Below are 13,355 nucleotides of genomic sequence, written 5' to 3'. Positions count from 1 at the left end.
GGTCAGGCACCTGCTTTCTTGAACGTCAGTGGAACGACGGTTTTTGCATCATAACGGGCATTACATGTGGCGACATCGCTGGTACCTGCTTTGCAGGCGATTTCCGGCATCGGGTAGCGAGAACCGTCTGTACAGCGTGCAGTGCCGCGGCTTTTAATCATCAGCTCACCATTGCTGTGCAGCCCGGAGAACACTTCCACACGGCAGACAACATTATCGCCATGCACGACACGGGCGAGGCCCTTATTGTTCTGGATCTGGTAGCGCAGTGACGGCGGTTTGCCGGTCACCGGATCTTTCACATCCAGGATCGCGCGCCAGGTTCCATTCAGGAAGCGCGTCGACCCCGCTTTAACCTGGTTTGACTCCATTACCAGCGCATCTTTAGGGATAGCGGTAATCACCACCGGTGCAGGCTCTGGTGTGGGTGCAGGTTCTTTCACTTTACTCGCCAGCACTTCAGCCTGATGAAGGGGTAATTTCATTGCCAGCGGCTCCACCGCTTTAATCGGTTTTGGTGCAATCTCAACAGGAACAAGGGCCGGTGCAGGTGTGGGTTCTGCAGATGGAACCTGTTTTGGCCACAGCAGCGGCGCAGCAATTGCAGCAACAATCACGGCAGCAACCGGCAGTGACCAAAGGGGGACACGGCGTTTTTGGGCTACGACCACAGAAGCGGGGACTGGCTCTTCAACCGGTGGCACAACGACCGGGACAGGCTCTGGTTCATACAGCTCTTCCGGCGTGATGCGTACAACGGTTGTCGGTGAGACAAGTGGCTCATCGGCCTGTTCAAAGGTGATGATCGGAGCCGGTTCTGGTTCTGGCTCAGGGTCTTCAATGACAACGGGAGCAGGCTCAGGGATCAGCGATTCACGCAGGCATGCGAGCACATCGTCGCGCGCATTTTCGTTCAGATTAACAAAACCCCAGAAGCAAATGACCGGCTTCCCCTCAACCAGGTACAGGAAGTTTTCGTTCGGGAACTGGAAGGTTTTTGACAGCAGGGAACCGAAAAGTTGCTGTGCCGTTTTAGGCGACTGGAGGCATTTTTTACTCAGCGATTCGACGCTGGCAAGGGTATTTTCCAGATAGCGCAGGGCGCGAAAACGGGCGTCCTCGTCGGCGGCTTTCCAGCTGCTTACGGTGCCATCAACAGGTGAATACCAGTCAACACGATCGCCACCATCGTTTACCTGTGGAATGGCCAGACAATCAACAATGGCCTGTTGTTTGCGCAACCGGAGCGCTTCACGAATTTGCAACGCTGATTCAAAAACGGCCTGTCCGCCGCCGCCAACGGCCTGAAAATCATCCAGATTACCGCTGCGTAAAAGAGTTTTTGCCACGATTTGTTCCCATTTACTTCTTCACACCGTTACTTTAACGAAATCGGGGGGCAAGCAAACGGAGGAGGAGACGCCAAAAGCGCCGATTTCTTGTGGCATTGATCGTGACGGTTGTGCTTGACGGATAATGACACTTAAGGAAAATCGATGTTCATGTGCTGACTGCAAAAACAGCGAAAAACGAGATTTTAGAATAACACTGATAGTGTTTTGTTATTTGTCAGGCCATAACGGCTATGCTGTTATTACTGTCCGATATAATAAAACTGAAAGGGTTATAATCATGTCTACAGGGAAAACGCTGCTCGCCCTTGCGCTGAGCACTCTTTTACCGGCAGGTGCCGCATGGGCGGCGAACAATGACACCATTATTTACTGCTCTGAAGCTTCACCGGAGTCGTTTAACCCGCAGATCGCCAGTTCTGGCCCTTCGTTCGTGGCCAGCTCTCAGGTGCTGTATAACCGCCTGATCAATTTCGACCCGGTGAAAAATACCCCGGTTCCGTCCCTGGCGGAGTCATGGACTATTTCACCTGATGGTAAGACCTATACCTTTACGCTGCGTAAAGGGGTCAAATTCAACAGCAACAAATACTTCAAACCAACCCGCGATTTTAATGCCGATGACGTTATTTTCTCCGTCATGCGTCAGAAAGACCCTAAGCACCCATATCACAATGTTTCACAGGGCAACTACGAGTACTTTAACGATGTAGGCCTGGATAAACTGATTCAGGATGTCAAAAAGGTCGATGATTATCACGTCCAGTTCACCCTGAGCGAACCGAACGCCGCTTTCCTGGCCGACTGGGGGATGGATTTTGCCTCTATTCTGTCAGCCGAATATGCCGACGCGATGCTGAAAAAAGGGACGCCTGAGAACGTCGACACCTGGCCAATTGGCACCGGGCCTTATGTCCTGCAACAGTACAAAGTGGATTCGCTTATCCGCTACGTTGCTAACCCGAACTACTGGGATGGTGCGGTACCGACTAAACACCTGATCTTCTCCATCACGCCAAATGTGGAAACGCGTCTGGCGAAACTGCAAACTAATGAATGTCAGATCATTCCTGCGCCGTCGCCAGTGCAGTTTGATGTGATTAAGAGCAATAAAAACCTGACGCTGCATTCTGTGGATGCACTGAACGTGGGTTACCTGGCGTTTAATACCGAGAAAAAACCGTTTGATAACGTGCTGGTTCGCCAGGCACTTAACTACGCAACGGACAAAAAGGCCATCGTAAACGCGGTCTTTATGGGCTCCGGTACGGTAGCAAAATCGCCGATCCCACCGAATATGTTGGGCTTTAATAAAGAACTGAAGGATTACAGCTACGATCCTGAAAAAGCAAAGGCATTACTGAAACATGCCGGGCTGGAGAAGGGCGCGGAAGTGACATTGTGGTCAATGCCGGTGCAGCGCCCGTATAACCCGAATTCACGTCGTATTGCGGAGATGATCCAGGCCGACTGGGCAAAAGTGGGCGTGAAGGCCAAAATTGTCTCTTACGAATGGGGCGAGTACCTTTCCGGTATGCGTAAAGGTGAACATGACTCCGCCCTGTTTGGCTGGATGTCTGACAACGGTGACCCGGATAACTTTGCAGACGTGCTGCTGGGTTGTAACAGCATCAAAACCGGATCAAATGCCGCACGCTGGTGCGATAAAGGTTATGATTCCCTGGTGCAGAAAGCCAAACTGACCAGTAACCCGGGTGAACGTGCGAAGCTCTACAGCCAGGCGCAGGAAATTTTCTACCAGCAAGCGCCGTGGATTGCGCTGGCAAACGGGAAAACGTTCTACGCCACCCGCAGCAACATCACGGGGTACAGCGTGAGTCTGATGGGCAGTGATTTCTCGAAAGCGAAATTAAACTAAGTGCATCAAATGCCCGGTAAGCGCAGTGCCGCCGGGCAATTACAAGGAGTGACAATGTCACATTTAAATGAAGTCATCGCCCGTGTGGATGCGGCAATCGAAGAGTGTGTGATTACCCACATGAATGAATTGCTTATTGTATTAAGCGAGGATGCTGAGCTGAGCCGCGAAGATCGCTATACCCAGCAACAGCGTCTGCGTACCACGATTGCGCATCACGGTAAGCAGCATAAAGAAGAGATGGAAGCACGCCACGAGAATCTGACCAAAGGTGGTACCATCCTGTAACGGTCAAAACTGGCGTCGTGCCACCAGCCATGCCCCGATGACCAGCATCACTGCGCCACAAACAGGGCCGACCAGTGCGCGCAGCGGAATGCCATTGCTTTTTAGCACATCCATCACCAGGCCGCCAATCAGCTGGCTTGCCACCAGCACGGCGATGGTTGTCGCTGCACCAACGTTCTGATAGCCGCTGATGCTGGCAAAAACGAAAAACGACCCTAGCAGCCCAGGGATCAGCGTCCACCAGCGTACCGCCGAGGCCAGCTCGCTGAAGCCGGCGATACCTTGTCTGAGCAGCAAAATGCTGACAAACAGCACAATACCCACCAGTGAATTCAACAGCATCGCGATAAGGATGGTGGAGGAGGACTGTGTGATGCGCACCATCAGGGTGTTTTGCACCACCAGGCCAATACCCGCCGCCACCAGAAAAGCCAGCGTCAGTGATTGATTCATTAAATAGCATCCGGATCGCTGCGCTCATCAAGCTGCAGCTGCATGAAGGTTAAATCCAGCCAGCGACCAAACTTGGTGCCCACCTGCGGCATTTGGCCTGTTGTCACAAAACCGAGCGTCTCATGGAGATGGATCGAGGCATGGTTTTGCGCTTCAATGCCGGCCACCATAACGTGTTTGCCGATCTTGCGGGCTTCGATAATCAACGCTTTCATTAACGTCCGGCCAATCCCTTTCCCCTGATGGTCAGGGTGGACGTAGACTGAGTGCTCTACCGTATGACGAAAGCCGTCAAAGGCTCGCCAGTCGCCGAAGGAGGCATACCCGGTAATTGTGCCATCCTCTTCACTCACCAGTACCGGATATCCTGCGAAAGTCCGCGCCTCGAACCATGCGATACGGTTATCGGTATCGACGGTTTTATCGTTCCAGATAGCGGCAGTATGCAACACCGCGTGGTTGTAGATTTCACCAATCGCGGCGCAATCTTCTTTGCTGGCATGACGAACGATCATGGTTGAACCTCAGAATGTGTTGTTCACTATAGTATTACGATGTAGCTACGATATTACACAATAGTGTCGCCAGCGTGCTATGGCTTAAGTCATATTTTTTTGTGATGGAACGCCATTGAAATACCGTTCATACACTATAGTATGACGTCATGAACATGATGACAGATACGATGAATCAACGGATTAGCGCCCGAATTCGCATTGAACGTGAATCGCGCGGATGGTCGCTGAGCGAGCTTGCTGAGCGGGCAAGCGTGTCTCGCGCGATGATCCATAAAATTGAACGTGGGGACAGTAGCCCGACGGCGACCTTGCTTGCCCGGCTATCGGGTGCTTTTGGCATCAGCATGTCCACCCTGATCGCGAGAGCCGAGATGCAGGAAGGGAAGTTGCTGCGCCTGGCAAATCAGCCCGTCTGGCGTGACCCGCAAACGCACTATCTGCGCCGTCACGTTTCACCGCGCACTGACCTGCCTATTGATCTCGTCCAGGTTGAGCTGCCCGCGGGTAGCGATGTCCCGATGCCAGCCTCTTCCTATGCACTGGCACGCCAGCTTATCTGGCTCCAGTCCGGTGAGCTGGTGTTTCTGGAGGGCGATACCCGCCACGAAATGAAAGCGGGTGATTGCCTGGAGCTGGGGCCGCCAAATGACTGCCGGTTTATCAACGAAACAAACGAGTCCTGCGTTTATCTGGTTGTGCGACTTAACCAGTCTGGCTCGTGATCGCAGGTCCGGATTATGGCTACCGGATAACCAATAATAAGAGGAGGGTGGAATTTCCCGCCATAATAATTTGTGAAGATACGATGTATTGTCTTTAATTAAACCAGCATCGCTTTTTACGCCATCAGCATAGATGAGCCAGAAGCGACAAAAATGATGGTTTCCAGTATTTGGTTTTTTATATGCACTTCCCAGCACCAGGCAGGCATAACGATACAGGATATATCGAACCGGCGTCATTTTTTAAGCTGACGCTGAAAATAGCATTTTGTTTTGGCTACGGGAATTGAACATGCATAACTTAGAAAATTTAGAAAAAGCTCAGCGAATTAGTCTGACCATGCAAGTTGAGATCAGTTTGAAAGGGGCGTTAATTACGGGTTCACTAAAGCCTGGCGCGCGACTGATTACCAAAGAAATTGCCAATAAATTAGGCACCAGCATCACACCTGTCCGTGAGGCGCTTTTGCGCCTGGTTTCAGCAGGAGCGCTGCATGCCACACCGGCGCAGGCGTTTCTGGTGCCTGAAGTGACGCTGGATCGCTATAACGAAATTAACGCCATCAGAAAACAGCTTGAACCGATGGCGGTTGCTGCAGCCTGTCGGCATATGTCAGACAGTAAGCTGAGAACGCTGCGTGAACTGTCGGATGTGTTCCATGAAGCGATGCAAATGGGAAATATTCAGAAAATGCTGCACGCTAACCACGTTTTTCGTTTTACGCTCTATCAGTATGCAGAAATGCCCACGCTTAGTACATTAATTGAGCAATTATGGGTGCGCATTGGCCCATGTATTAACTTTTTACACCGGGAGCAAAGTAACATAATTGATTCTCCTTATCATTATGCTGATTTACTTTCAGCCCTCGAACGCAGAGATGCTGATGCCAGCCAGACGGCAATAAATAATCTGATTGACGAAGGGCATTCTCTTATACAACGGCAATATTTTGGTTAGGGAATGATTTAATCCAGGCTATATTTTTTCATTAAAATACCCACACCAGAAATAAGCCATTTTTTATATTTCAGAATGATAATTATTAACCCCCGATGGCGAAATATAAAAACACCCGGCAGCAATCCGCTACCGGGTGTTTTTACTTACTCGAAGCGATAAGAAACTGACAGGCCCACGCCGTAGTTGCGACCGGGTGCTGGCTCGTAATAGCGCCCGTTGGATTCGTTCACAATCACCGAGCCAACATACTCTTTGTCGAACAGGTTATCGACGCGCCCAAAGACATCCATGCCCCAGCTGCCGTAGTTGAATTTATACCCGGTATTCAGCCCGACCACCGTATAGGACGGAGCCTTCGCTGTGTTCTCGTCGTCGGCCATGATATCGCTCATATAGCGCACATCACTTCCCGCGTACCAGCCTTCTTCTGGCTGCCAGCCAAACGAAGCGTAACCCATGTTACGGGCAATGCCTGGCATCCGGTTACCGTTGCAGTCTGCATCGCTGCAGACGTTGGTACGGTAGGTGGCATCCAGGTAAGTCCACGCCATCTTCAGCTTCCAGTTTTCGGCAAACTGCTGATCAAGGGACACTTCCACGCCCTGACGACGGGTTTTACCGGCATTTTTATAGCTGGTGCGGCCACCGGAGCTGGTATCCACCACAATTTCGTCATCGGTATCGGTGCGGAACAGCGCCGCCGTCAGCAAGCCGTTACCGAGGCGAGTTTTGCTACCCACTTCATACGTATTATTGGTGGACGGCTTCAGGCCAAAGTTCAGCCCGCCCTGGTCATCGGAACGGTAGGAAAGTTCGTTGATGGTTGGGGTTTCAAACCCGCGTCCCGCTGCGGCATACAAATTCCAGCTGTCGGTCACGGCATATTTCACCGAACCTGCCGGGAGCCATTTATGGTAGTTCGCGTCGCCGCTGTCATCACCGTTGCCTGGCGTAATGTAATGATCGTTGGAGTCAAACCAGACTGAGCTGTAGCGGACACCTGCATCAACGGACAATTTTTGCGTTAACTGCCAGCGGGTTTGCAGGTAGGGATCAACGTTCCACATCAGATTGCGTTCATCGCGGCGTTTATTACCCTTCACGCCATAATCCGGTACGCCGTTGTCCATCACGAAGTTTTCATACCCGCGACGATCTTCGCTCATATTTTCGTAGTTCACCACGGTGTGTCCAGCGGGTATCAATGCCCTGATAATGACGCTGCATATCAATCACGCCGCCGGAGTGGGTGGCGGGTTTCTGATACTTAGCCATGATCGACTGGTACTGCGTCATTTCGCGCTCACCGGCGTACGTCATCACGCTGAGATCGTCCTGCGTACTGAGCTGACGGTCGTAACGCAGCCCGGCCTGCGTCTGCTTGATGGTCTTGCGGGTATTGAACTGCTCGCCGCGAGGAGACTGGCGCGGATTATCCCGCCACTCCTGATAATCCAGTCCACCCGGATCGTTGGCTTTCATGTCCACGCTGTTAACAATCAACGTCAGCTTGCTGACATCATCAATACGGACGCCAAGCTTAGCGTTGGCGAGATTTTTACGCGCACCGCTGTGATCGCGGTAACCTTTGGTGGTGAAGCGGGTAGTCGATACGGTGTAATCCACATCGCCCGCGTGCGTCCCGTCACCCATTGCTCCGGTGGCTTTCATACCGTAACGCCATGTTCCGTAACTCCCGTAATAACTGCTGGCTTCAATGGTTGGCGGTTGTTGCCCGGTTTGCGTGTTGATGTTGATCACGCCACCAGAGGCGTTGCCGTAAAGGGCGGAGAAGGGGCCGCGCAGCACTTCAACGCTATCCACACTGGAGAGATCAATGTTGGAGGTCTGCCCTTGTCCGTCTGGCATGGTCGCCGGAATACCGTCCACATACATTCTAATGCCGCGCACGCCGAAGGTGGAGCGGGCACCAAATCCGCGCATGGAGAGCTGGAGATCCTGGGCATAGTTCTGACGGTTCTGGATCTGCAGGCCAGGGACGCTGCCGAGCGATTCAGACAGGTTAATACGCGGAGTGGCCTGACGCATATCGTCACCACTCACGACGCTGACGGCTGCTGGCGTATCCAGCTCCGAGACGGTTTGCGGTGTGGCGCTAACGATCATGGGGGATTCTTCTGCACCCATCGTCGTGAGGGGGGATGAAATGAGCGGAACTAACAGTAGCGGGAGCGTTGCCTTACGGGCAGAAAAGATTTTCATGAATAAAACCGGTTGTAGATTAAGACGAACCAAACGAAACATATGTATGCATGTTAAATCTTTTGTAAATGTTTTGAAAATATTAAGCGCACATTGCGTTAAGGAAGAGGGCGAAAGGAAAGAAAAACTCCACATTTAGTTAATTAATGATTACTATTCTCATTAACAACGAGGCGACGCCATGACGTTGCCCGCCGGAAGCGATGTCAGCGGTACACCCCCTCTTTTAAAAAGGAATTGTTATGTCTTTACGTCATCTGTGCTCGCCGCGCCTGTGTGGTTCTCTGTTGTCAGGTGTTTTACTGTTTGCCGGAACGTTCCAGGTTCATGCCGCTGAAGAAATGCTGCGTAAAGCAGTGGGGAAAGGCGCTTATGAAATGGCCGTGAGCCAGCAGGAGAACGCGCTGTGGGTTGCGACGTCACAAAGCCGAAAAACCGATAAGGGCGGCATTGTTTATCGCCTTGATCCGGTCACGCTGGAGGTGACGCAGGCCATTCATAACGATCTTAAGCCGTTTGGTGCCACTATTGATAACGCCACTCAGACGCTGTGGTTTGGTAACACCACCAACAGCGCAGTGACGGCCATTGACGCCAAAACGGGGGATGTCAAAGGGCGTCTGGTGCTGGATGACCGCAAACGTAGCGAAACGGTCAAACCGCTGCAGCCTCGCCAGCTGGTAGCCGATGACGCCACCAATACCGTTTACATCACCGGTATCGGGAAAGAGAGTGTTGTCTGGGTGGTTGATGGCGCGACGCTGAAGTTAAAAGACACGGTCGCCAATACTGGCACGTTCAGTACCGGTCTGGCGCTGGATGCGCAGGCAAAACGCCTGTATACCACCAGTGCTGATGGTGAGCTGGTGACGATTGATACGGCAACAAACAAAATCCTCAGCCGTAAAAAAGTACAGGATGACGGGAAAGAACACTTTTATCTGAACCTGAGCCTGGACACCGCCGGTCAGCGCGCCTTCCTGACAGATTCAAAACAGCCGGAAGTGCTGGTGGTAAGCCTGAAAGATGGTAGTGTGATCGAAAAAATCGCCGCGCCTGAATCTCTGGCTGTGCTGTTTAACCCGACACGTAATGAAGCGTACGTCACGCACCGTGAAGCGGGAAAGGTGAGCGTAATTGATGCAAAAACCTACAAGGTAACCAAAACCTTTGATACACCTGTCTACCCGAACAGCCTGGCGCTGTCTGCGGATGGCAAAACGCTGTATGTGACGGTGAAACAGAAGTCCACCCGTCAGCAGGAAGCAACCCAGCCTGACGACGTGATTCGTATTGTGTTGTGATGCAAGGGAAGGCCGCTTGTCAGTTAAGCGGTATTAAGCCACTCTGTTATTTTAGTGGCATCGTTCCGTTCACTCGGACTTTCCTGCTACCTGCATAATCCGCTGCGGTGAACGTGCTAAGGGGGCTCCCGCCGCCCCCTTAGCAATCCCGGCTCCCGGCAAAGAAAATCGCCGCTTCGCGGTGCCCTCAGCTTATTCCTTCCGGCTTTTCGGGGACGGGCGGAGGCAACGTCCCTGTAAAGCCGCCCTCGCCGCGCATCCCTGCGCGTCGCCCCGGCCTCCAGGAAACGCTTCGGCGATTTTCAGCCGGACTCACGCTCCCTCAGCCTTCTTCATCGCCTGAATGTGGCACGGGTGTTGAGTCCCCGCTGAAATCGGCGAACCGGAGACCGGATGACAAGGGCTGGACGCCAGGGATGGCGGCCAGAGGCGAAACGAGACAGGACAAAATTGCCGGGAGCAATTTTGAACAACGCTTGCGTTGGCCCCGAAGGGGCGAGTCCCAGGGATGGGACGAGTAATCTTGAGTCGAGCCGACCGCAGGCAGCGGGTCGGGAGGTGAGTGCAGTGCGAAGCACCGATTTCTCTGCGGGGCCGCGGGGATTGATAAGGGGGCCGCGGTGGCCCCCTTGTCCCGTTCACAGATTGTGAGCGTATTATTTTCTGCGGATATTAAGGTGAACGGAATTATCCACCAGGTTTAACTGACAAGCATTAAGGCAAATGCCTTCCCTTTTTTGATAATTAACGCGAGGTCTCTTCAACCAGCGGGCCGTCTTGCTTTTCATCATCAGGATGAACCGGCGCGGTGCTGTGAATTTCGTGAACGCGTTTACGTACGCCAAACCAGCCTGCAATCAACAGCACTGCCAGCAGTGGGATGGTGGCAATGGTGTAGGTGCCGTTCGGGTAGTCAAACGCCATCAGTACCAGCACGCTGAACAGGAACAGCAGGGTGAGCCATGAGGTCACCGGTGCGCCTGGCAACTTAAAGCTGACGTCAGCGGCTTTGCCTTCTTTAATCGCTTTACGCAGACGCATCTGACAGACCACGATAAAGGCCCAGGAGGCGATAATGCCGAGTGCGGCAACGTTCAGCACGATCTCAAACACCTGAGACGGTACCAGATAGTTCAGGAACACACCGAAAACATACACCACCAGCGTTGCCAGAATGCCCGCGTAAGGGACATGCTGCTTGCTCATCTTCGACATGAATTTCGGTGCAGAGCCACCCATCGACATGGAGCGCAGAATACGACCGGTAGAGTAAAGACCGGAGTTCAGGCTGGAGAGCGCCGCAGTCAGTACCACGATGTTCATCACGCTGCCAACGTAAGGCACGCCAAGCTTAGAGAAGAAGGTCACGAACGGACTCTGACCTGCCTGGTAGGCATTCCACGGCAGCAGCAGAACCAGCAGTACCACGGAACCAACATAAAACAGGCCAATGCGCCAGATAACGCTGTTGATCGCTTTTGGAACCATCGTCTGCGGATCTTTACATTCGCCCGCCGCCGTCCCCACCAGTTCAATAGAGGCAAAGGCAAACACCACGCCCTGAACCAGAACCAGCGCAGGCAGCAGACCGTGCGGGAAGAAACCGCCGTTATCGGTTATCAGGTGGAAGCCCGTGGCATTACCGTCCAGCGGCTTACCGCTGCCGAGGAATACCGTACCAACCACCAGGAACACCACGATCGCCAGCACTTTTACCAGCGCAAACCAGAACTCCATCTCCGCGAACCACTTCACGCCGATCATGTTCATTGTGCCGACAATGGCCAGCGCACCGAGGGCAAACACCCATTGCGGCACATCGCCAAACGCGCCCCAGTAGTGCATATACAGCGCAACGGCGGTGATATCGACGATACCGGTCATCGCCCAGTTAACGAAGTACATCCAGCCTGCAACATAGGCGGCTTTTTCGCCGAGAAACTCGCGGGCATAAGAGACAAAACTGCCGCTGGAAGGGCGATGCAGTACCAGTTCGCCCAGCGCACGGAGAATAAAGAAGGAGAAGATCCCACACACCAGATAGACCAGGGCGAGAGCCGGACCCGCCATCTGCAGACGAGCACCAGCACCTAAAAACAGACCTGTGCCGATAGCGCCACCGATGGCGATCATTTGAACCTGACGGTTGCCCATCGCTTTGTGGTAGCCCTCTTCGTGGGAGTTCAACCAGCGACGTCTCGCAGCATGATGATCGGCTGCGTTTTTATTGCTTGTTTTCATTGAGTTACCTGTTTGCCTGTCTGAACCATTATCGTGATAGTCGTACCTGGCAGGGAGCGAAACAAACGATTGCTTCTGCGCAGACACATGTTGCCTTTCCAGTCATTCTGCGTATGGATAAGGCGAAACATGGCGAGGCATCCTACCCGCAATTGATAAGCGACGCAAAATATAACCGTGCCGAAAGTGATGCACGTCGAAGGAAATTGTGTGGTCAGAGCAGACGGGGATCACAACACGCTGAATCGTGGTGATTTTTTAGTCATAACATTCAGAGATGCGCTGATTTAATCATCAGATTAGCTTAATAGTTACGCGGCGGCATTGATGATTTGAATTCATAACGACAAGCTTTTCTTCTCTATAGTGCTCATAAAAGAAAGTGCATAGAGTTAATACATCAAAAGCAGATGTATGAGGTAAACAATGCAGCAGCGACAATTAGGACGACAGGGGTTAACGGTATCCGCACTGGGACTTGGCTGTATGGGGTTGAGCTATGGCTATGGTCCGGCCACGGAAAAACAACAGGCCATTGCGCTTATTCGTGCTGCGGTCGAACGCGGTGTGACCTTTTTTGATACCGCAGAAATTTATGGCCCTTTTATCAATGAAGATGTGGTGGGCGAGGCACTTGCACCCGTTCGCGATAAGGTGGTGATCGCCACTAAATTTGGTTTTGACTGCGATAAACCCGGTCAGATGCTTAACAGCCGCCCTGAGCACATACGCGCGGTAATAGAAGGTTCGCTAAAGCGATTGAAAACCGATTATATCGATCTCTATTACCAGCACCGTGTGGATCCGGATGTCCCAGTTGAAGAGGTCGCCGGTACGATTGCCGATCTTATCGCAGAAGGTAAGGTGAAACATTTCGGTCTCTCAGAGGCGAGTGCTGAAACCATCCGTCGCGCTCATGCAGTGTGTCCGGTCACGGCGTTGCAGAGTGAATATTCATTATGGTGGCGACAGCCTGAACAGGAGATCCTGCCGCTTCTGGCGGAGCTGAACATCGGCTTTGTTCCTTTCAGCCCGCTGGGTAAGGGCTTTTTGACCGGCGCAATTGACTCCCGTACCACCTTCGACAGCAGTGATTTCCGCAATATCGTCCCGCGCTTTAGCGAAGCGTCGCGTCTGGCGAATCAGCGGTTAATCGACGTGGTGAAAGCGCTGGCCGCAGAGCAGGGGGTCACGCCTGCGCAAATCGCACTGGCCTGGCTATTGGCAAAAGCACCGTGGATTGTACCGATCCCGGGGACAACCAAACTCCACCGTCTGGAGGAGAATCTGGATGCCGTTAACGTGACGTTGTCACAAAAAGCGCTTAATAACATCAACCACGCGCTGATGCAGATTGATGTTGTCGGTGACCGTTATCCGAAGCATCTGCAGGCACGCGTCGGGAAGTAAC

Annotated in this window: 10 protein-coding genes and 1 pseudogene; 6 read left to right on the top strand and 5 right to left on the bottom strand. The window is 52.6% G+C overall.

The features are described from left to right. Positions 1–2: 2 nt before the first annotated feature. The gene (locus HV318_RS03220; protein WP_182271528.1) at positions 3–1,349 is read right to left on the bottom strand and encodes an SrfA family protein; all 1,347 of its coding nucleotides are present in this window, start codon (positions 1,347–1,349) and stop codon (positions 3–5) included. A gap of 283 nt (positions 1,350–1,632) precedes the next feature. Between HV318_RS03220 and HV318_RS03215 the strand changes: the two genes are divergently transcribed. Together HV318_RS03215 and HV318_RS03210 are read left to right on the top strand one after the other, a co-directional pair. Next, positions 1,633–3,231, top strand: coding sequence for an ABC transporter substrate-binding protein (locus HV318_RS03215; protein WP_182271527.1), 1,599 nt, complete (start codon positions 1,633–1,635; stop codon positions 3,229–3,231). Positions 3,232–3,285: 54 nt separating this feature from the next. Beyond that, a complete protein-coding gene (locus tag HV318_RS03210) occupies positions 3,286–3,519 on the top strand; it encodes a YdcY family protein (RefSeq protein ID WP_182271526.1) in 234 nt (77 codons plus the stop codon). A 3-nt stretch (positions 3,520–3,522) separates the two neighbouring features. Here HV318_RS03210 and HV318_RS03205 read toward each other — a convergent pair whose 3' ends face one another. Both HV318_RS03205 and HV318_RS03200 read right to left on the bottom strand, forming a co-directional pair. After that, positions 3,523–3,972 (bottom strand): DMT family transporter, encoded by a 450-nt coding sequence (locus HV318_RS03205; protein ID WP_182271525.1) that lies wholly within the window; start codon positions 3,970–3,972, stop codon positions 3,523–3,525. After that, positions 3,972–4,487, bottom strand: coding sequence for a GNAT family N-acetyltransferase (locus tag HV318_RS03200; RefSeq protein ID WP_182271524.1), 516 nt, complete (start codon positions 4,485–4,487; stop codon positions 3,972–3,974). Before HV318_RS03200 ends, HV318_RS03205 begins: the two co-directional genes overlap by 1 nt. 149 nt (positions 4,488–4,636) lie before the next feature. On the opposite strand from HV318_RS03200, the gene HV318_RS03195 reads away from it, so the two are divergent. Together HV318_RS03195 and HV318_RS03190 are read left to right on the top strand one after the other, a co-directional pair. Further along, a complete protein-coding gene (locus HV318_RS03195; protein ID WP_182271523.1) occupies positions 4,637–5,212 on the top strand; it encodes a helix-turn-helix domain-containing protein in 576 nt (191 codons plus the stop codon). Between the two features lie 292 nt (positions 5,213–5,504). Beyond that, entirely contained in the window at positions 5,505–6,173 is a 669-nt protein-coding gene (locus HV318_RS03190) for a GntR family transcriptional regulator (RefSeq protein WP_182271522.1), read from the top strand. A gap of 146 nt (positions 6,174–6,319) precedes the next feature. On the opposite strand, the pseudogene pqqU reads toward HV318_RS03190, so the two are convergent. Further along, a pseudogene (gene pqqU / locus HV318_RS03185) lies at positions 6,320–8,399 on the bottom strand (TonB-dependent receptor PqqU). A 242-nt stretch (positions 8,400–8,641) separates the two neighbouring features. Here pqqU and yncE point away from each other — a divergent pair. Continuing rightward, positions 8,642–9,703 (top strand): 7-bladed beta-propeller protein YncE, encoded by a 1,062-nt coding sequence (gene yncE / locus HV318_RS03180; protein WP_182271521.1) that lies wholly within the window; start codon positions 8,642–8,644, stop codon positions 9,701–9,703. 744 nt (positions 9,704–10,447) lie between these two features. On the opposite strand, the gene ansP is transcribed toward yncE, so the two are convergent. Beyond that, a complete protein-coding gene (ansP, locus tag HV318_RS03175; protein ID WP_182271520.1) occupies positions 10,448–11,944 on the bottom strand; it encodes an L-asparagine permease in 1,497 nt (498 codons plus the stop codon). 426 nt (positions 11,945–12,370) lie between these two features. Here ansP and HV318_RS03170 point away from each other — a divergent pair, with 426 nt between their 5' ends. After that, on the top strand, positions 12,371–13,354 hold the full coding sequence (locus tag HV318_RS03170; RefSeq protein WP_182271519.1) for an aldo/keto reductase: 984 nt from the start codon (positions 12,371–12,373) through the stop codon (positions 13,352–13,354). The last annotated feature ends 1 nt before the right edge of the window (position 13,355 follow it).

This window comes from Enterobacter sp. RHBSTW-00901 (assembly GCF_014103115.1).
GTDB classification, from domain to species: Bacteria; Pseudomonadota; Gammaproteobacteria; order Enterobacterales; family Enterobacteriaceae; genus Enterobacter; species Enterobacter cloacae_P.
Note: the sequence above shows the minus strand (reverse complement) of the source record. Positions and strands in the feature narration are given on the sequence as shown.